Annotated in this window: 17 protein-coding genes and 2 tRNA genes; 16 read left to right on the forward strand and 3 right to left on the reverse strand. The window is 60.6% G+C overall.

Features of this window, described 5'->3' with window-relative positions:
- Positions 1-45: 45 nt before the first annotated feature.
- Both ACQRCA_RS01235 and ACQRCA_RS01240 read right to left on the reverse strand, forming a co-directional pair.
- Positions 46-1,464: a citrate synthase gene (locus ACQRCA_RS01235; protein ID WP_427717729.1), complete on the reverse strand. Its 1,419-nt coding sequence runs from the start codon at positions 1,462-1,464 to the stop codon at positions 46-48.
- A gap of 74 nt (positions 1,465-1,538) precedes the next feature.
- Positions 1,539-1,826, reverse strand: coding sequence for an ACT domain-containing protein (locus tag ACQRCA_RS01240; protein WP_006235289.1), 288 nt, complete (start codon positions 1,824-1,826; stop codon positions 1,539-1,541).
- A gap of 349 nt (positions 1,827-2,175) precedes the next feature.
- On the opposite strand from ACQRCA_RS01240, the gene rpmE reads away from it, so the two are divergent.
- From rpmE to ACQRCA_RS01310, 14 genes are all read left to right on the forward strand, one after another.
- A complete protein-coding gene (rpmE, locus tag ACQRCA_RS01245) occupies positions 2,176-2,601 on the forward strand; it encodes a 50S ribosomal protein L31 (protein ID WP_154516018.1) in 426 nt (141 codons plus the stop codon).
- A 191-nt stretch (positions 2,602-2,792) separates the two neighbouring features.
- A complete protein-coding gene (locus ACQRCA_RS01250; protein ID WP_427717732.1) occupies positions 2,793-3,896 on the forward strand; it encodes a hypothetical protein in 1,104 nt (367 codons plus the stop codon).
- Complete coding sequence (locus ACQRCA_RS01255) at positions 3,883-4,155, forward strand: hypothetical protein (RefSeq protein ID WP_427717734.1); 273 nt, start codon at positions 3,883-3,885, stop codon at positions 4,153-4,155. Before ACQRCA_RS01250 ends, ACQRCA_RS01255 begins: the two co-directional genes overlap by 14 nt.
- A 156-nt stretch (positions 4,156-4,311) precedes the next feature.
- Entirely contained in the window at positions 4,312-7,119 is a 2,808-nt protein-coding gene (gene secA, locus ACQRCA_RS01260; RefSeq protein WP_154516012.1) for a preprotein translocase subunit SecA, read from the forward strand.
- Positions 7,119-8,267 (forward strand): peptide chain release factor 2, encoded by a 1,149-nt coding sequence (gene prfB / locus ACQRCA_RS01265; RefSeq protein WP_427717736.1) that lies wholly within the window; start codon positions 7,119-7,121, stop codon positions 8,265-8,267. Before secA ends, prfB begins: the two co-directional genes overlap by 1 nt.
- A gap of 163 nt (positions 8,268-8,430) precedes the next feature.
- Entirely contained in the window at positions 8,431-9,321 is an 891-nt protein-coding gene (locus ACQRCA_RS01270) for a YitT family protein (protein ID WP_427717738.1), read from the forward strand.
- A gap of 207 nt (positions 9,322-9,528) precedes the next feature.
- Complete coding sequence (locus tag ACQRCA_RS01275) at positions 9,529-10,359, forward strand: transketolase (protein ID WP_154516003.1); 831 nt, start codon at positions 9,529-9,531, stop codon at positions 10,357-10,359.
- Position 10,360: 1 nt separating this feature from the next.
- Complete coding sequence (locus ACQRCA_RS01280; RefSeq protein ID WP_427717741.1) at positions 10,361-11,302, forward strand: transketolase family protein; 942 nt, start codon at positions 10,361-10,363, stop codon at positions 11,300-11,302.
- A 254-nt stretch (positions 11,303-11,556) separates the two neighbouring features.
- Positions 11,557-12,774, forward strand: coding sequence for a cell division ATP-binding protein FtsE (gene ftsE / locus ACQRCA_RS01285; RefSeq protein ID WP_427717743.1), 1,218 nt, complete (start codon positions 11,557-11,559; stop codon positions 12,772-12,774).
- Positions 12,761-13,681, forward strand: coding sequence for a permease-like cell division protein FtsX (ftsX, locus tag ACQRCA_RS01290; RefSeq protein ID WP_154515997.1), 921 nt, complete (start codon positions 12,761-12,763; stop codon positions 13,679-13,681). Before ftsE ends, ftsX begins: the two co-directional genes overlap by 14 nt.
- Positions 13,682-13,948: 267 nt before the next feature.
- The gene (locus ACQRCA_RS01295; RefSeq protein ID WP_427717746.1) at positions 13,949-16,084 is read left to right on the forward strand and encodes a ribonuclease R family protein; all 2,136 of its coding nucleotides are present in this window, start codon (positions 13,949-13,951) and stop codon (positions 16,082-16,084) included.
- 174 nt (positions 16,085-16,258) lie between these two features.
- Positions 16,259-16,864 carry a recombinase family protein gene (locus tag ACQRCA_RS01300; RefSeq protein ID WP_427717749.1) on the forward strand — a complete coding sequence of 202 codons (606 nt, stop codon included), beginning with the start codon at positions 16,259-16,261 and terminating at the stop codon, positions 16,862-16,864.
- Between the two features lie 129 nt (positions 16,865-16,993).
- Positions 16,994-17,551, forward strand: a complete 558-nt coding sequence (locus tag ACQRCA_RS01305; protein WP_427717751.1) for a VanZ family protein — start codon at positions 16,994-16,996, stop codon at positions 17,549-17,551.
- 116 nt (positions 17,552-17,667) lie between these two features.
- Positions 17,668-18,033 carry an arsenate reductase family protein gene (locus ACQRCA_RS01310; RefSeq protein ID WP_427717859.1) on the forward strand — a complete coding sequence of 122 codons (366 nt, stop codon included), beginning with the start codon at positions 17,668-17,670 and terminating at the stop codon, positions 18,031-18,033.
- 212 nt (positions 18,034-18,245) lie between these two features.
- Here ACQRCA_RS01310 and ACQRCA_RS01315 read toward each other — a convergent pair whose 3' ends face one another.
- Positions 18,246-18,509 carry a hypothetical protein gene (locus tag ACQRCA_RS01315; RefSeq protein ID WP_427717754.1) on the reverse strand — a complete coding sequence of 88 codons (264 nt, stop codon included), beginning with the start codon at positions 18,507-18,509 and terminating at the stop codon, positions 18,246-18,248.
- Between the two features lie 258 nt (positions 18,510-18,767).
- Between ACQRCA_RS01315 and ACQRCA_RS01320 the strand changes: the two genes are divergently transcribed.
- Together ACQRCA_RS01320 and ACQRCA_RS01325 are read left to right on the forward strand one after the other, a co-directional pair.
- Positions 18,768-18,841, forward strand: a tRNA-Gln gene (locus tag ACQRCA_RS01320).
- A gap of 17 nt (positions 18,842-18,858) precedes the next feature.
- Positions 18,859-18,935, forward strand: a tRNA-Glu gene (locus ACQRCA_RS01325).
- Positions 18,936-19,023: the final 88 nt, after the last annotated feature.

Below are 19,023 nucleotides of genomic sequence, written 5' to 3' on the forward strand. Positions count from 1 at the left end.
GCGGTGATGCCCTGGCCACGCTCGTGTTCTATAACGGTGCGCGTCCTAACGGTCGGCGAGTGGCTTGTACTCCAGTGGCTCGATCACCGGACGGTATGCCGGGCGAATAATACGGTGTGCGCAGAAGAGCTCTTCCATGCGGTGTGCCGACCAGCCTGCCATGCGGGCCACGGCGAACATCGGCGTAAAGAGTGTCTCGGGTACGCCGAGCATCTTGTAGATAAAGCCCGTGTACAGGTCAATATTGGCGCAGATAGGCTTGGTCATGCCGTGGTCGCGCATGACCTGGGGCGCCAGGCGCTCGATGCGCTCGATCAACGCGAATTCCTCGCCCAGATCTTTCTTGGCGGCGAGCGAACGTGCGTAGTGGCGGCAGACCTCGGCACGCGGGTCGCTGAGCGTGTAGACGGCGTGCCCCATGCCGTAGATGAGCCCCGTGCCGTCAAAGGCCTGCTTGTCGAGAATCTTGCTCAGATATGCAGCGACCTCGTCATCGTCTTCCCAGTTGGAAACATGCGCGCGAATGTCCTCGTGCATGGATACGACCTTGGAGTTGGCACCGCCGTGACGCGGGCCCTTGAGCGAGCCGATAGCCGCGGCGTAGGCGGAATACGGGTCGGTGGCCGAAGACGACAGCACGCGGCAGGCGAAGGTGGAGTTGTTACCGCCGCCGTGCTCGGCGTGGAGCATGAGCATCACGTCGAGCAGCATGGCCTCGTCGCGGGTGAACGCCATGCCGCCGCGCAGGACCTGCAGAATGGTCTCGGCGGTGGAGAGACCGGGCGTGGGGTGCGGCACGTGCATCTCCGAACCGTGGCACTTTGCGATCGATGCCATGTGCGCAAAAGCGGCGATGCGGGGCAGACGTGCCAGCATGGAAATGGCAACGTCGATCTCGTGCTCGGGTGTGATTACATCGGGCTCGGCATCGAAGGCATAGAGCAGCAACACGGCGCGCTGAAGCACGTTCATGATGCTCGAGGATACCGTGGTCATGGGGAACACGCGGACGTATTCGTCGCTCAGGTGCCTAAAAGCACCCAGGCGTTCGCAAAAACCGTCAAGCTCTTCCTTGGTGGGCAGAGAGCCCGTGATGAGCAGGTAGGCGACTTCTTCGTAGCCGTAGCGGTTCTCGGCCTGGGCATTGTTGACCAGATCTTCGATGCTGTAGCCACGAAGCGTGAGCTTACCCTGATCGGGCACAACCTTTCCGTCGACCTTGTTGTAGCCATGCACATCCGAGATGCGAGTGAGGCCCGCAACCACGCCCGAGCCATCTGCATTGCGCAGGCCGCGCTTGACATCGTGCTCGACAAACAGGTCCTCGTCATAAGGGTTGGTCGGCAGGCCGTAGTATAGATTTTCGCTTTCGGGCGAAATCTGGCGGCTTGCTTCGTAGTCCAAGACCAAGCGGCTCAGGTGGTCGTCGAAGCGGTAATAGATTTTCTTGGCGTCGTAGGCCATGTGCGCTCCTCTCCGGGCCATGTGGCGACGTTGCGCCTGGGCGCACGTTGGGCCGTCGTCACGCAGCCTGTTCGCTACAGGCGGTACATAAAGTTAAAGACGTCCTCGCGCTGGATGGACACGTTAACGCCCGAAAGCTCGCCGGCCTCGGCCAGGGCCTTCTGCAGCTCGGCGAAGTCGAGCTTGGACTCGGCGGTGTCGGCCAGCATGGTCATGGTGAAGATGTCCTCGATAATGGACTGCGTAATGTCGCGGATGTCGACATTGGCTTCGCCCAGGACGCGGGTGACGCCGGCGACAATGCCGGGGCGGTTCTTGCCAAGGACGGTGATGACGATACGGGAGGACGAGATCTCGGCCATGGGAAACCCTTTCGCGTGTTAGCGGCGCGCGGCGGCGCTCCGCTACGGTACAGTGTTCATCATTGTACCTGTCCCGTGCAAAAAGGGGCACCTTTGCTGTGGCGTTACACGTCTGCAACATGGAGCGCTTGTCTCGTAGGGTGTATTTTTGGCACCCTGGACAGCTCGGGCGGCTCTGTTGGCGCCGCGATCGGGCAGATTTGCCTGTGCGCTCCGGCGTAAAGACCGTGAACCTTTTGTGGGACGCTCGACGCCGTGGTAACATAGCCGAGTTTGTTGTCTTGGTCGGAAACCAAGACGCCTTATGCGCTGATCGGTAACCAGCGCCTGACCAATAAGGAGTCCTACCATGAAGCAGGGTATCCATCCCCAGTATGTCGAGTGCACGGTGACGTGCTCCTGCGGCAACACCTTCAAGACGCACGCTACCGTGTCCGAGATGAGGGTCGAGCTTTGCAACGAGTGCCACCCGTTCTACACCGGCCAGCAGAAGTTCGTCGACACCGGTGGACGCGTCCAGCGCTTCGCCGACAAGTTCGGTGGCGCCGCTGCCGCCCAGCTCAAGAAGGCCGAGGAGGCCAAGGCTGCCAAGGCCGCCAAGGCTGCTGAGGCCGAGGCCGCTCGCAAGGCCGCCGCTGAGGCTAAGGCTGCCGAGAAGGCCAAGCGTGCCGCTAAGTTTGCCGAGGAGGCTGCCAAGCAGGCCGCCGAGGCTCCCGCAGAGGCTCCCGTCGAGGAGGCCGCTGCCGAGGCCGAGACCACCGAGGCTGCTGAGTAAATAGCTCGCCGAGGAATCGCTCGCATTCATGGCAAAAGGGCCGTGCATCCAATTGGGTGCACGGCCCTTTTCTTATCGACGCAAAGTAGCACGTCCTCTTTGCACCGAACGGTGGGGATTTTTCGTTTGCCCAGATAAAACCTGCCAAAATAAACCTGTCCCTTTTTGGCAGGTAACCGATAGGAGGCTACGTGGACACATCGACGTCCTTGGGCAATCGCGAGCTCGCGGTGGCAAAGAAGCGTGCGCTCGATGCTGCCTATTTTAGGAAGGGTATCGCTGTCGCGGCGCTTTCGAGCTGTATGTATGCGCTGTACACGGCCTTTGTTACCGCCGGTCAGCTCTTTGGCGTTTGGGCCGGTTGGTTCGATGCATTTGCTCCCTCCGGCCTTTTGGCGGTATTCATCTTGCCCACAATCGCCTCGGGCGTCAATGACGTGCTGAGTGCCGTCTGGGCCACGTTTTTCACTGCCGGTCAGGGCAAACTCGCCGACCTAGGCCGCTGCATCGCCTCAAAGCCCGGCGTCATCGTTATCGCCGCCGCCTTCATTGGCGGGCCCATCGCTTCTGCCGCCTACGTTATCGCGCTTTCGCAGGCAGGCACGCTTGCCGTGCCCATCGCCGCGCTCAACCCCGCGATCGGTGCGGTGCTCGCCCGCGTGCTCTACCGACAGCCACTTAGCCCCCGTGTCGTCACCGGCATCGTTGTCTGCGTGGTCGCCGGCGCTATGATCGGTAGCGCCGGCCTGAGCGGGCAGGCATCTTCCGGCATGCCGCTTGGCTTGGGCCTGGCGCTGTTAGCCGCCCTGTGCTGGGGCGTCGAGGGATGCGTGGGCGGCCGCGCCACCTGCATGATCGATCCTCAGATCGCCATCAACATCCGTCAGCTTGTCTCGGGCGTCGGCAACCTGTGCTTGGTACTGCCGGCCCTAACCTTGGCATGCGGAGAGCCCCTTGGTCAGAGTTACGTCCTTGTCGCCCAAGCGCTCACCGACAAATCCTCCGTCGTGTTTTTCGCCTGCTCCGGTTTTGCCGCCTACTTTTCGTTTATGAGCTGGTATCGCGCCAACTCCATGTGCGGCACGGCGCTGGGCATGGCCATCAACGGCACCTATACCTTTACAGCGCCGCTGTTTACGTGGATTATCGTCGGCCTGGTCTTGGGCTTTGACGGCTACGCGCTTCCGTCCGTCGCATGGGTGGCGGCCGTCGTCAACCTCGTCGGCATTTGCCTGATCGCCGTGAATCCCCTCGACATGGTTAAAAAGGACGGTGATCGGGATGCTTCCGCTTAACTATGCCATGCTCGATTATTTTGTTTGCCATGACGAGGCTTGCGTCGACGATGTGATGGCCGATCTCGCGGCCGAGTACGCATCGTTTGCCGCCTTTGCAAGGCCGCGCATGCAGGAGGCGCTCATGACCGCGCACAAGAATGGCCTGATTGACGAGACGCGCTTTGATTTGAATGCCGAAGGCGAGCTTCGCGTCTACTATCGGGCGAGCGCCGAGCAGCGCAAAGTTATCGGCGCCTATCTGGGCCGTAGCCACTAAAATAAAACGTCCCTTTTTGGCAGGTCGGTCGTAGTTATTACGTGGGGGATGAGGTCGAGCGTATAGCGTGCGTCCCGTTTGGCTAAAGTACAACTATCTGTGTTTAACTCGCCCAGTGCAGTGCGCTACGGGCGATGGCCAAAAAAGGAAAACCACATGGGATTCATGTCAAAGCTGCTGTCCTTTGGATCCGATAAGGACCTTAAGCGCTACTACAAGATCGTTGACCAGATCAACGGGCTTGAGCCTCAGTTTGAGAAGATGACCGAGGAGGAGCTTCGCGGCCAGACCGATAAGTTCCGCGAGCGTTATGCTAACGGCGAGTCGCTTGACGACATGCTCCCCGAGGCCTTTGCCACCGTGCGCGAGGCTTCAAAGCGCATCACGGGCATGCGTCACTTTGACGTACAGCTCATCGGCGCCATGGCGCTGCACGAAGGTCATATCGCCGAGATGAAGACCGGCGAAGGCAAGACACTCGTCTCCACCCTGGCCGGCTATCTTAACGCCATCGCCGGCAAGGGCGTGCATGTCGTTACCGTCAACGACTACCTGGCAAAGCGCGACTCCGAGTGGATGGGCCGCATCTACAAGTATTTGGGCATGACCGTCGGTCTGCTGCAGAACAACATGCCGCTCGAGCTTAAGCGCCCGGCCTACCAGGCCGATGTCACCTACGGCACCAACTCCGAGTTTGGCTTTGACTACCTGCGCGACAACATGGTCACCCGCCCCGAGCAGCGCGTCCAGCGCGGCCACAGCTACGCTATCGTCGACGAGGTCGACTCCATCCTGATCGACGAGGCCAGGACCCCGCTGATCATCTCGGGCGCCGGCACCAAGTCGGCCAGCACCTACAAGGACTTCGCGCGCGCCGTGCGCGGGCTGGAGCGCGGCGAGGACGTGTCGCACGATATGCTCACCGCCACCGAGGACGTGGAGCCCACGGGCGACTACGTCATGGACGAGGCCAAGCACACCATTGCCGCCACCGAGCGCGGCCTCAAGAAGATCGAGCGCCGCCTGGGTATCGAGGACATCTACGCCGACCTTTCGGGCCAGCTGGTCAACCACCTGCAGCAGGCGTTGAAGGCCCAATACATGTTCCACCGCGACAAGCAGTACGTCGTTACCAACGGCGAGGTCAAGATTGTCGATGAGTTCACCGGCCGCATCATGGAGGGCCGTCGCTACTCCGAGGGCTTGCACCAGGCTATCGAGGCCAAAGAGGGCGTGCTCGTGCGCGAGGAAAACCAGACCCTTGCCACCATCACCCTGCAGAATTACTTCCGTCTGTATGACAAGCTTTCCGGCATGACCGGTACGGCGCTTACCGAGGACGCCGAGTTCCGCGAGATCTACAAGCTGCCCGTCGAGGTCATCCCCTCCAACAAGCCCGTGCAGCGTGTCGATCACGAGGACCTGGTCTACCGCACCATCCAGGCCAAGTACAACGCCGTTGCCAATGATGTCGAGCAGCGTCACGCCAAGGGCCAGCCGGTCCTGGTCGGTACCGTCTCCATCGAGAGTTCCGAGAAGCTGTCGGCAGCCCTTACCAAGCGCGGCATCGCACACGAGGTCCTCAACGCAAAGCACCACGAGCGCGAGGCTCATATCGTGGCCCAGGCCGGTCGTTACGGCGCCGTGACCATCGCCACCAACATGGCCGGTCGTGGTACGGACATCCTGCTGGGCGGCAACCCCGACGAGCTGGTGCGCGAGCGTCTGGAGTACGAGGGCCTGACCATGGAGGACGTGACGCCCGAGCAGCTCGAGCAGTTTAACGCCGAGGCCAAGGAGACCTGCAAGGCCGAGCGCGAGCGCGTGCTTGCCGCCGGCGGTCTGACCGTCATCGGCACCGAACGCCATGAGTCCCGCCGTATCGACAATCAGCTGCGTGGCCGTTCTGGCCGTCAGGGCGATCCGGGCGAGACCCAGTTCTACCTGTCGCTCGAGGACGATCTGATGCGCCTGTTCGGTGGCGACAAGATGGACCGCGTCTCCAAGATGATGGTCACGGCAGAAATGGGCGACGACATGCCCATCCAGCACAAGATCATCTCCAAGGCCGTCGAGAGCGCTCAGCACAAGGTCGAGAGCATCAACTTCTCCATGCGCAAGAGCGTTCTTGAGTACGACGACGTGATGAACAAGCAGCGCCAGGTTATCTACGCCGAGCGCAACAAGATTCTGGACGGTAAGGACCTGACCGACCACATCACCGAGGTCATGCACGACACCGTGTACCGCTGCGTGCAGGAGTTTTGCACTAAGGACAGCCACGACGGCGAGCGCGACCTCGATGGCCTGCGCAAGTGGGTGGTGGAGCTGACCGGCCATATCGATACGCCCAAGTTCCCCGACGAGGATTACGAGGCCCTTGCTGCCGATGTCCTGGCCTACGTCGAGAAGTGCTACAACATGAAGGCCGAGCGCCTGGGCGAGGACCTCATGCGCGAGCTCAATACTCAGGTTATGTTGCGCGTTATCGATACCCGCTGGATGAACTACCTGCAGGAGATGGACTATCTCAAGACCGGTATTGGCCTGCGCGGCTTTGGTCAGCGCGACCCGCTGGTCGAGTACAAGACTGAGGCCTATGGTGCCTTCCAGATGCTCGTTGACACCATGTACGAGGATTACCTGCGCACCGTCCTGCGCATCGAGATCAAGGCCGCCCCGCAGGCTGTGGAGCGCAAGGAGGACCCCGCGCTCGAGGGCGCGCGCTTCTCCGGCCCCGCCGACGTCGATGGCGACAACGGCAACTCGGTCCTGCGCAAGGAGGCGCGGGCACAGGCTCGCACGGCCGTCCAGGGCGGACCGGCAGCTGTCAACAACGGCGCTAAGGTGACCACCTACCGCAAGTCCGAGAGCGACGACCCGTATGTCAACGTGGGTCGCAACGAACCGTGCCCTTGCGGCAGCGGCAAGAAGTTCAAGTACTGCCACGGCAGGAATCGTTAATGGCGGATGCTTTAGAGGTAACGCCCGCCGAGTTGGACGCGTTTGCGGACCGGCTCGGCGAGGTCGAGTCGTATCTTCATTTGGACGAGAAGCGCACCCACGTGACCGAGCTTGAGGCCAAGAGCGTCGCTCCCGGCTTTTGGGACGACGCCGATGCCGCTCGCGCCACGATGGAAGAGATTGCGCGCGCCAAGGAGGATATCGCCGCCGTGGATACCGCGCGCGGCGAGCTCTCCGACGCCCGCGCGGCGCTGGAACTTGCCGAGGAAATGGGCGATGACCCCGATGCCGCTGCACTGCGTGAGGAGGCTGCCGCCACGGCTGATCGTCTGGCACGCGCCATCGATGAGCTCGAACTTTCGAGCTGGTTTACCGGCGAGTTCGATCACGGTGACGCGATTGTGACCATCAAGCCCGGACAGGGCGGCTTGGAGGCGCAGGACTGGACCTTCATGCTCTTTAAGATGTACATGAAGTACTGCCAACGCCGCGGCTGGAAGGTCACCATCAACGATTGCCCCGCTGCCGAGGTCATTGGCATTGATCGCGCGACCTTTACCGTTGAGGGCAAGGATGCCTTCGGTATGCTTCGTGCCGAGGCCGGCGTTCACCGTTTGGTGCGCATTAGCCCCACCGATGATAAGAAGCGTCGACAGACTACGTTTGCCGGCGTCGAGGTCATTCCGGTGCTGCCCGACGATATCGATATCGAGATCAACCCCGACGATATCCGCGTCGACGTGTACCACGCAAGCGGCCCGGGCGGCCAGGGCGTCAACACCACCGACTCCGCCGTGCGCGTGACGCATTTTCCCAGCGGCATTGTAGTGACCTGCCAAAATGAGCGCAGCCAGATTCAGAACAAGGCCGCGTGTATGCAGATTCTCAAGGCCCGCCTGTACGAGATTGAGCTCGAGAAGCGCGCCGAGGCGCTCGACGAGATCCGCGGTCCCAAGACCACGATTGGCTTTGGCAACCAGATCCGCAGCTACGTGCTCTATCCGTATCAGATGGTCAAGGACCTGCGCTCGGGCGTGGAGACCAGCAACGTCGACGCCGTTCTCGACGATGGCGACTTGGATCCGTTTGTGATCGGCTACCATCGCTGGGCTACCGGCAATGCTGATGCGGAGTCTCCGTCCGCTTAAGCCCCGGGTGAGTCACGGACCGACACTAAACTCTGGACAGGGCGGTTTTATATCCAGAGCAAACCCGCCGCGGGGTGGTTTTTCCTCGGCGAATCGGTAGAATCAAATACGGTAAGAAGTTCAAAGCGCACCCAATGGGGTGCGCTTTTTTGAGGGGGGCAGCATGGCATATCGTCTGGATATTAAGCGCATTCTTTCAATGAACTTCTTCCACGATCTGCCCCAGATCATGCTTGGGTGCGCTTTGGCGGCCATCGCGACTGACCTGTTTTTGATTCCCAACGGTCTTGCCGCCGGTGGTGTTACGGGCCTTGCGACTATTATCCAGGCGGTCGGTGCCGCGCGAGGCGTGTCGCTGCCCGTCGGTATCCAAACCATCGTGATGAACGCCTTGCTGTTGCTGGTCGTAATGCGCGAGGGCGGCATGTTCTATGTGGTACAGACGGCGACAGGCTTTGTGCTACTGGGCTTCTTTACCGACCTGTTTGCCCCGTTTGTAGCGCCTCTGGCAGATGCAGACCTGATGCTTCCCGCTATGTGGGGCGGCATTATCACGGGCATTGGTTACGGCATGGTGTTACGCGCCGGCGCCAACACCGGCGGCTCCGACACCATCGGCCAGATTATCTCGCGTAATACCTCGCTGCCGGTGGGTTCGACCGTCATGGCGATCGATGTCGCCGTATGCGCGGCATCGGCCCCCGTTTTCTCTCTAGAGAACGCGCTGTATGCAGGGCTTTCGATGGTGATTAGCGGCTATGTGATCGACGCTGTGGTCGATGGCGGCAACAAGCGCCGTATGGTGCTCATCATCTCGGAGAATTTCCCCGATATCGCGGCCGATATCATGTATGGTCTGGGTCGCGGTTGCACTAAATTTAAGGCGACCGGCATGTATTCGGGCGCTGAGAAGCCGGTGATTATGGTGATCGTTAGCCGCCGCGAGCTCAATACACTCAAGACCATCGTGCGCGAGCGCGATCCTCAAGCTATCGTGACGGTCGCCGACGTTACGGAAGCCTTCGGCGAGGGGTTCAAGGACATTAACGCGTAGGGTAGACTGCGCTCCATCCAAAAGACGTTCACATTGATAAACCGATTCATCAGCGGGTCTGCCTGCTAAATTATTCAAATAATGATAAAAACTCTGGTAAAGCCTTCAGTTTCCAGCATAATGAATGGCGCACGTGCATTGCGGCTGGGTTGGGATTACCTTCTGCGCCGTGCGCATCTTGTCTAAAGAGGATGAAAGGAAGGCACAATGAGCGACGAAGAGCTCAAAAAGGTTGCCAACGAGGTAAGGAAGGGCATCGTCACCGGCGTGCACGCTGCCAAGTCCGGCCATCCGGGCGGTTCGCTCGGCTCTGCCGACATCATGACTTATCTGTACTTTGAGGAAATGAATGTCGACCCGGCCGATCCTCGCAAGGCCGACCGCGACCGCTTTGTGCTCTCCAAGGGCCATTGCGCTCCGGGTCTGTACGCCGTGCTCGCCGAGCGCGGATTCTTCCCCAAGGAGGACCTCGAGACGCTGCGCCATATCGGCAGCCACCTGCAGGGCCACCCCAACATGAACGACACCCCGGGCGTCGACATGTCCACCGGCTCGCTGGGCCAGGGCATCTCCGCCGCCGTGGGCATGGCCGTCGCCGCCAAGCACTGGGGCGATACTTACCGCACGTACGCCCTGCTGGGCGACGGCGAGAGCGAGGAGGGCCAGGTCTGGGAGGCCGCCATGTTTGCCGGCAATCAGCAGCTCGACAACCTCTGCGTGATCGTTGACCACAACGGCCTGCAGATTGACGGTCCCGTCGAGGAGGTCAACGATCCCATGCCGCTCGCCGACAAGTTCCGCGCCTTTAAGTTCCACGTGGTGGAGCTCGCCGACGGCAACGACTTCGGTCAGATTCGCGCCGCCTTTGCCGAGGCTCGCGCCACCAAGGGTCAGCCTACCGCCATTATCGCCGAGACCATGAAGGGCAAGGGCGTTTCCTTTATGGAGAACCAGGTTGGTTGGCACGGCAAGGCCCCCAACGATGAACAGTTTGAGCAGGCCATGGCAGAGCTCACGGCCGCCGGAGAGGAGCTCTAGGATGGCAGACGTCAAGAAAATCGCCACGCGTGTAAGCTACGGCGAGGCCCTCGTTGAGCTCGCTACCGAGCACGACGACTTTGTGGTCCTCGACGCCGACCTGGCTGCCGCCACGCAGACCGGTAAGTTTAAGGCCGCCTGCCCCGACCGCTTCTTTGATGTGGGCATTGCCGAGAGCAACCTGATGGGTGTCGCCGCCGGTATCGCGACCACCGGTCGTACTGCCTTTGCGAGCACCTTTGCCATGTTTGCCGCCGGCCGCGCTTTTGAGCAGGTCCGTAACTCCATCGGCTATCCGCACCTCAACGTCAAGATCGGCGCCACGCACGCCGGTATTTCGGTGGGCGAGGACGGTGCCACGCACCAGTGCTGCGAGGATATCGCCCTTATGCGTGTTATCCCTGGCATGACCGTTATTGTCCCGGCCGACGACGTGGAGGCCCGCGCCGTGGTCCGCGCCGCCTACGAGTGCGACGGTCCCGTGTACATGCGCTTTGCCCGTTTGGCCTCGCCGGTCATCAACGACCCCGAGACCTACAAGTTCGAGCTGGGCCGCGGCATCGTCATGCGTGAGGGCGCCGATGTGACCATCATCGCCTGCGGTCTGATGGTTGGCGAGGCTCTCGAGGCTGCCGAGCAGCTCGCTGCCGAGGGCATCGACGCCGAGGTCATCAACATGCACACCATCAAGCCCATCGACGCCGATCTGATCGTCAAGAGCGCCGCCAAGACCGGCCACGTCGTGACCGTCGAGGAGCACTCCGTGATCGGCGGCCTGGGCAGCGCCGTTGCCGACGTGCTCTGCGCTCAGTGCCCGACGCCGCTCAAGAAGATTGGCGTCAACGATACCTTTGGCGAGTCCGGTCCGGGCGCCGAGCTCCTGCACAAGTACGGCCTGGATGCCGCCAACATCGTGGCAACCACCAAGGAGTTCTTGGCCTAGGGCAAGACGAGGCAAAGTATCGCTTCAGCAACCGTATGCAAGCCACAACAGGGGCGCCCCCAAAGAGGGCGCCCCTGTTTTTGTCGGTAACAAACAAATCAGGCCCGCACCAAGCAAGGGCTTCCTCCGGGAAGCGGGCCCCGTCCGGAGGCTGGTGGGGGTTGCAAAACCGTGCGTCTTATGTGCAGCGAAGCTAATGCTGCTAAAATACAAAGCGCTCATGTAGTTTAAACGCACGATGATAAGGAGCACCAGTGGGTAACCACTTCCGTACCTCCGGTGCGGGCGATGAGGCCCCCAAGACACGGCAAGGTGTCCCGGGCACACGTTTCGCCACTCCGGATTCAGAGGGCCAGCATAATGCCCAGGCCCCCGCACAGCCGGCAGATCAGGCACGGCCGGCATCCGATCCCTTTGCCTACAATCCCACCAGCGATGTCGAGCTTTCTGCCGCTGCGGGCTTTGAGCCCGTCCAAAAGGTGGCTGCTCGCGTGAACCAGCCTCAGACGTCAGCCGAGCCTCAGCCGACCATGGCGGGCATTCCCGATCCCATGGCTCCTGCTACGCCCGCGCCGCAGCCGGCGCAGTCCGGCCTCTTTGCCGGCATTCCCGATCCTACGCAGCCCGCTGCGCCCATGGTCGAGAATGATCAGGCTGCCGAGGTCGCAAGTCTTGACAACGCGCTCAACAACCCCGATTTTACGTCGGTGTTCGCGCCTATCGATCCGCAGGCAAGTCGCAAGAAGATGGCCAAGCAGGCCGGTGTCGAGCCCGTCATTCTGATGGAGCATGTCACCAAGATCTACCCGGCACAGCCCAACAAGCCCGCACTCGACGACATCAACATCGAGATCTATCCGGGTGAGTTCGTCTTCTTGGTCGGTCATTCCGGATCGGGTAAGACCACGCTGCTTTCCACGCTCAACCGTGATGTCAGGCCTACGAGCGGTCGCATTTTGGTCGCCGGTCAGGATCTCATGAAAATCAAGAACCGCAAGGTTCCCTTCCTGCGCCGCCAGATTGGCGCCGTGTTCCAGGACTTTAAGCTTCTGCCGCAAAAGACCGCCTATGAAAACGTGGCGTTTGCCCTGCAGTGCATAGGCAAGCCCAAGGGCGTCATTCGCAGCCAGGTGCCCGAGGTACTGCGTCTGGTCGGTTTGGCCGATCAGATGGACTCGCTGCCCGATCAGCTTTCCGGCGGCGAGCAACAGCGCGTGGCCGTCGCCCGCGCCATGGTCAACCGTCCGCCGCTGCTGATTTGCGACGAGCCAACGGGCAACCTCGACCCGGCAATTTCGCTCGGCATCATGAAGCTGCTCGAGCGCATTAACCGCACCGGCACGACCGTGATCGTGGCTACCCACGATCGCGAAATGGTCGATAGTATGCATCGTCGCGTGATCGCCCTCGAGGGCGGCCACGTAATCCGCGACCAGGAGAGGGGAGGTTACGGCAACTATGGCACCAACTAACGTGGGCTATTCGCTCAAAGAGGCAATGAGCCACTTCTTCCGTAACTGGACCACCTCGCTCGGCGCCGTCATCACGATTTTCCTTTCGCTGTTTATCATCGGCCTGTTCATCATGGGTTCCGCGATGCTGAACTCCGTGATCGGCACCGTTGAGGACCAGGTTGTTATCAACGCGTTTATTAGCGATGACGCCGACCAGGCCGACGTCCAGGCTTTCGAGAGTGAGCTCAAGACGTGGAACAACGTTAAGTCCGTGACCTATAAGGACAAGGACGACGCGCTGGCCGAGTACACGAGCAAGATGTCGGGTAACGCCGACGCCACTCTGAGCGCACTTGATGGCCAGAATCCGCTGCCTGCTTCGTTCGCGATCGAGATGGACGATCCGTCCCAGGTCGAGAGCACGGCCAAGAAGCTCAAGAAGAACTCCGATTTCCAGAAGATCGCGGATGACGGTGACGTTGACGCGAGCGTTCTGTACGGTCAGGAGGAAGTGAGCCGCCTGTTCCAGGTGACGAACTACATCCGCATCGCTGCCGTTGTGCTTGTTGGTTTGCTGACGTTTATCGCGTTCATCTTTATCAACAACACGATTCGCCTGTCGATTACGGCTCGCCGCCGCGAGATTGCTATCATGCGCCTGGTGGGCGCCAGCAATGGCTTTATTCGCGGTCCGTTTATCACCGAGGGCGTGCTGCAGGCCGTTTTGGGCTCACTGCTTTCCATCGGTGTTTTGGAGCTGCTTCGCAACCTGTTGGTTCCGCGTCTTCAGGAGAGCATTGGCTGGATGTCGTTTGCGCTGCCGATGCAATACTACCTGGTGACGTATGCCGCACTGATCCTGGTCGGCGTGATCATCGGTCTCTTTGGTTCCGCCATTGCCATGCGTCGCTACCTGCGCGTGTAGACACAGCTGGAATTAGTTTTGCTAACGGGCCGTCCCGCTCTGGGGCGGCCCGTTTTTTGATCCCGTGCGACGGAGGAAAAGGGCTCACCGGCAGTTCGGCTTGTTTCGATAATTCGATTTTCTCCGTCACATAGGGATCATGACGCGAGGTGCGTGCCCTGTTGTTGATTGGGTAGACTCTTTGATGCGTGCGGTTTAGGCCTGCACGGTGTTTTGACATGATGCGGTTGCGCCTGCGGGCCCCGCAACAGATAGTAAGGAGGCGCCATGGGGCGCAATAACAAACATAAGCGTAGCGCTCGCAACAAGCGCGCGCTGGTGCGCAGCGAGCGGCGTCCCAGCCTGACGGGCCGCGTGCAGCTCCATGAGCACAGCGCCTATGTTGTCACCGATAATGGCGACTATAAGGTCATGGGTCGCGGCAAGCGCGAGATTATGGACGGCGACATCGTGGCCGTGAGCATTAAGACCGGACCGCGCGGCGATCGCCGTGCCGTGATCGAGGGCGTTGTCGAGCGCGCGGCCATAAGCGTGGTGGGCACGTATCAGACGGCAGGCCCCCTCGGTGTGATCGAGCCGCTTGATTCGCGTCTCAAGGCCGATTTCTTTATTTTGCCCGAGGATACTTCGGCGGAGCGTTTGGGCGTGCATCCGGGCGATGCAGTCGTCGCACGCATTTTGAGCTATCCGACACGCTTGGAATCGGGCACCGTGACTCTTGAGCGCCGCATTGGCGGCGACGATGCACCCGACTTGGGCGTTCAATATGTCATGGCTCGTTACGGCTATATCGATAGTTATCCCGAGACCGCCCTTGCCGAGGCCGAGGAGCTATCGCTCGACGTGGCGACGGCTCTTAAGGACCCGCTTCGCCGTGATCTGCGCGACCGTTTTATCATCACGATCGATCCGGTCGACGCGCGCGACTTTGACGACGCCATCTCGTTGGAGCGCACGACGCAGGGCGGCTACAAGCTGGGTGTCCATATCGCCGATGTATCGCATTATGTGGCCTGGGATGGACACATCGACCTAGAGGCTCGCCATCGCACGACGTCGGTGTACCTTGCCGATCGCGTGCTCCCCATGTTGCCCGAGCGCCTGTCGAATGACCTGTGTTCCTTGCGCCCCGACGAGGATCGCCTGGCGTTTACCGTCGACATCGAGCTCGATGCGCAGGGGCGCGTCCGCCACTACGATCCGTATCCCAGTGTGATTTGCTCGCGCGTGCGCATGGACTATGACGGTGCCGAGGCACTGCTGGTGCGTGCCGGTGCGGTGGAGTACTCCGTGTTGAAAGGTGCCGCCGAGGATGTTGCTGCAGCCGAGGCGTCGCGCGAGGAGGCGCTTGAGCGCGGTTTGACTTGCGAAGAGACTGCCCGCGACTACGACGTGGATCTGAGCGATTTCCTAGTTGCTGCCAACGAGCTTGCCGAGCGACGCCGTCGCATTCGCCGTGCGCGCGGCTCGGTCGACTTTGACACGGCGGAGATTCGCGCTTTGCTGGACGAGGACGGCATTCCCGTGCAGATCGTGGCCCGCGAGCGCTCGTGTGCCACGTCGCTCATCGAGGAAGCTATGCTGCTTGCCAACGAGTGCGTTGCCGAGTGGCTGGCAGACCGCGATATTGAGGCATGCTATCGCGTGCATGAGGATCCCAGCCCCGACAGCTTGCACGGGGCCGCTGTGGCGCTGGCGCAGCTGGGTATCATCGACGATCGCCGCGCGGCCGGCATTGCCCTGGGAAGTCCCGATGAGCTGCAGGCGGCGGTTGACGCTGCCGCTGGCACGGCAAATGCCCCGCTTGTCAACACGTTGCTATTGCGCAGTATGCAGCGCGCGCTGTACAAGCCGCGCAACGAGGGCCACTTTGCGCTCGCCGCGCCGTGCTACTGCCACTTTACGAGCCCTATCCGACGCTATCCGGACCTTGTTGTCCATCGCGTGCTCAAATTGCAGCTGGCGTATGAGCAGCTGGGCGGCAAGGATGCCTTGGCGCGCACGCCGCGGCTGATCGGCAAAGGTCGCGAGTCGCTGCCGCGCATCTTGCCGCAGATTTGCCGTGCATGCAGCGATGCCGAGCGTGCGGCGGACTCCGCCAGCCATGCGACGCAAAAGATCAAGATTGCCCAGTATTACGAGGATCGTCTGGGCGAGCGCTATGCCGGAACCATTTCGTGGGTCAGCAGCATGGGCTTCTTTGTGCGCCTCGACCTGACACAGGTCGAGGGCTTGGTCTCGATTAAGAGTTTGGGAAGCGAGTGGTTCGAGTTTGACGAGGACGCGCTCACGTTGACGGGTGCCGACACGGGGCGCCGTTTTGAGTTGGGGCAACGCGTGATCATCGAGGTCTCGCGTGTCAACACGACCCGCGGGCACTTGGATTTCAGACTTATTCATTAGCCGGAATTTGGTGATTGATAGAGAACGGGGCGGTCTTTTGGGGCTGCCTTTTTTGTGGCGGTTCAATCGTCTTGCCGCCCGCGCGCTTGCGTCTTCCGCCTGCTATAGGGGAGATAAAACCTACCAAAACAAACCTGTCCCTTTTTGGGAGGTTTACGAGAGAGCGGGGATGAGATGACAACGGTGTACGGGTATGCGCGGGTGAGCTCGCGTGATCAAAATCTGAATCGGCAGCTGGATGCGCTGGGCGCCTATGGCGTGGAACCGGCGAATATCTTTGCCGACCATGCGAGTGGCAAGGACTTCGATCGACCGCGGTATCGCGAGCTGCTGTGCGCGTTGGATTCCGGCGATGTGCTGGTGGTACTTTCCATTGATCGGCTGGGCCGTAACTACAGCGAGATCCTCGAGGAATGGCGGTGCATAACCAAAGAGCTCGGCGCCGCCATCGTGGTGCTGGACATGCCATTGCTCGACACGCGCGCCAGAGACTGTGGTGGGTCGGACGTGACGAGTACGTTGATTGCCGATATTGTTTTGCAGCTGCTGAGCTATGTGGCACAGGTGGAGCGCGAGAACATCCACCGGCGCCAAGCCGAGGGCATTGCGGCGGCGCGAGCGCGCGGCGTGCGCTTTGGCCGGCCCCGCAAGCCCTGTCCCCCGCAATTCGAGCTGGTACGCGATGCCTACGAGGCGGGTGATATCACGCGGAGTCAGGCGGCAAAGCGGCTAGGCGTGTGCGTGGGGACGTTCGATCGCTGGATGCGCGAGATGGAGTAGGGGCGCCACGGTCCTTTGGCGCCCCGATTCGAACATTTTGGATTTCGCTACGGCGACAACTGCATTTGGGGGTACACTCGCTGCTGCTCAAAAAATGACGGAGGTTAGCCCTTAGCGCGTGTGAAGCACATGGTCGGATGGATTTCGATTGTCCTGCTGGTCGTGACGCTGGCAAGTATTTGGATGCTGACGGAGCAAAACGTGGAGCAGACGTCGTCGCTCAGCGAGTCCACCGCGCGCTCGGTGGAAGGACGGGCCGCGGACGTGCGGCCCGACGCCACGCAGGAGTTCCAGGCGGGGGATGCCGTCGAGGGCACGGATTCAACGACTGCCACTGTTCATCCCGATCCGCTTGCGCCCGTTCGTCTGTGGATGGGTGCCAACATTCGTCGCGTCGCACATACCGTTGAGTTCTTCTTTGTAGGACTGTTTGCTTCGGCGACAGTGGCATGCCTGGGCGAGTGCCTGCCATGCGCGCGATTCCGGTACGTACTCGCTCTGCTCTTTTGCGCCGTCTGCTCTGTCGGTGACCAAGTGCACAAGATCTTTGTTCCTGGTCGTCATTTCGACATGATCGACCTGGGCTTCGATGCCGCGGGTTACGTTGTCGCCATGCTGTTGGTGCTGTTGGCCGCCGCGCTGGTTCAGCGCGCGACCTGTCCCATTGGCGCCCATGCGAGGCGCTAACCTCAAGATGGAAAATCGCGACCGCCTGTACGTCGGCGCTGGTTACAATATCGGCATCGGTCGCAGATGGCCATCGATGCGCTGTTTGCCAGACACTTGTCTTTTCTAAGAAGGGAATCCCCATGGCAGTGCTGTTTGTTGAATACCCCAAATGCTCGACGTGTAAAAAGGCCAAGGCCTGGTTGGACGAGCATGGGGTTGAGTACGTCGATCGCGATATTGTTACAGACAATCCTTCGGCTGAGGAACTTGCGACCTGGATTGCTCGTTCGGGGCTGCCGGTGCGACGCTTCTTTAACTCGTCGGGCATGAAATATCGAGAGCTTGGTCTGAAAGCGCGCCTGGATGCGGGTATGACGGACCAGGAATGCTGCGAGCTGCTGGCGACTGACGGCATGCTGGTTAAGCGCCCGCTGCTGGTGGGCGACGACTTTGCGATCCCTGGCTTTAGGGAAGCGGCTTGGACCGAGGCGTTGCTGTAGCGGCTTCGGAAAGTGCGTCCCATTTTGAGTGCTGATTCTGGGATGTGCTTTCCGGTTGAGGGCTCTATCGGAAATGACATCCCGTTTCGAGCGCTGATTCTGGGACACGGTTTCCGGTTGAGGGCTCGACGGGAAAGTGGGGACCAGTTTGAGCTTGAAATCTGGGATGCGCTTTCTGCCGGCGGGCCTACTCCAGGGCGGGCCTGCCCCAGTCAGTCCTTCAGCTGCGCCCATTCGTGTGGGTCGTAAATCTTTACGTGCTTGTCGGGCGTGTCGCTCCAGTACTCTTCGTCCATAAAGGGCAGGTATGCCTGAATGCCGTGGCAGATAAACGGAATTCGTTGCCGCTGCCGCCGCTCTCGCTGCCGCCGCTCCAGGTTCGTCTCGGATATGACGGTCGGCATGCCGGACAGCTCGACGAGGCTTGCCTGGATGCGCTTGAGGTCGGGGAGCGCCGCATGCCATGACGTCCGCATGATCAAAAGATACTTCGATTATGTTGCCTGGTGCTATCGTTTTCGCGTTAGTATCTGCCAACGGTTGACGGCTACCGCTCGCGGCGTTTTGCCCTTCGTGTACAGCGGTCGGCATCACAGGTCCTTCACGGGTTGGACGAAATTAGGCCAATTTGACCGAATTTTAAAAAAGTCAAAATAAAGACTTGCGTCATCGCGATGCTTCCCGTATATTTCTTTCTTGCGCAAAGGCACAGCCGAGCGCAGCGATGCAGTCATTGGGATGTCGTCTAATGGCAGGACAGCGGATTCTGGTTCCGTCAATGGGGGTTCGACTCCCTCCATCCCAGCCATTGCATTTGCTACATATGGCCCGTTCGTCTAGCGGTTTAGGACGCCGCCCTCTCAAGGCGGAGATCACCAGTTCGAATCTGGTACGGGCTACCACAAATTGAATGCCCGGGCCTCGCAAGAGACCCGGGTTTTGTGTATACACCGCATGTGTGGAATGAGCCGCGTTTCACCTGGACCGAGG

The sequence above is a fragment of the Collinsella sp. SGI.095 genome, from assembly GCF_050314535.1.
GTDB lineage: Bacteria > Actinomycetota > Coriobacteriia > Coriobacteriales > Coriobacteriaceae > Collinsella.

Excerpts from the sequence above, each read along its gene's own strand:
- ACQRCA_RS01235 (WP_427717729.1), bottom strand. The coding sequence starts at position 1,464 with ATGGCCTACGACGCCAAGAAAATCTATTACCGCTTCGACGACCACCTG.
- ACQRCA_RS01240 (WP_006235289.1), bottom strand. The coding sequence starts at position 1,826 with ATGGCCGAGATCTCGTCCTCCCGTATCGTCATCACCGTCCTTGGCAAG.
- rpmE (WP_154516018.1), top strand. The coding sequence starts at position 2,176 with ATGAAGCAGGGTATCCATCCCCAGTATGTCGAGTGCACGGTGACGTGC.
- ACQRCA_RS01255 (WP_427717734.1), top strand. The coding sequence starts at position 3,883 with ATGCTTCCGCTTAACTATGCCATGCTCGATTATTTTGTTTGCCATGAC.
- secA (WP_154516012.1), top strand. The coding sequence starts at position 4,312 with ATGGGATTCATGTCAAAGCTGCTGTCCTTTGGATCCGATAAGGACCTT.
- prfB (WP_427717736.1), top strand. The coding sequence starts at position 7,119 with ATGGCGGATGCTTTAGAGGTAACGCCCGCCGAGTTGGACGCGTTTGCG.
- ACQRCA_RS01270 (WP_427717738.1), top strand. The coding sequence starts at position 8,431 with ATGGCATATCGTCTGGATATTAAGCGCATTCTTTCAATGAACTTCTTC.
- ACQRCA_RS01275 (WP_154516003.1), top strand. The coding sequence starts at position 9,529 with ATGAGCGACGAAGAGCTCAAAAAGGTTGCCAACGAGGTAAGGAAGGGC.
- ACQRCA_RS01280 (WP_427717741.1), top strand. The coding sequence starts at position 10,361 with ATGGCAGACGTCAAGAAAATCGCCACGCGTGTAAGCTACGGCGAGGCC.
- ftsX (WP_154515997.1), top strand. The coding sequence starts at position 12,761 with ATGGCACCAACTAACGTGGGCTATTCGCTCAAAGAGGCAATGAGCCAC.
- ACQRCA_RS01295 (WP_427717746.1), top strand. The coding sequence starts at position 13,949 with ATGGGGCGCAATAACAAACATAAGCGTAGCGCTCGCAACAAGCGCGCG.
- ACQRCA_RS01300 (WP_427717749.1), top strand. The coding sequence starts at position 16,259 with ATGACAACGGTGTACGGGTATGCGCGGGTGAGCTCGCGTGATCAAAAT.
- ACQRCA_RS01305 (WP_427717751.1), top strand. The coding sequence starts at position 16,994 with ATGGTCGGATGGATTTCGATTGTCCTGCTGGTCGTGACGCTGGCAAGT.
- ACQRCA_RS01315 (WP_427717754.1), bottom strand. The coding sequence starts at position 18,509 with ATGCGGACGTCATGGCATGCGGCGCTCCCCGACCTCAAGCGCATCCAG.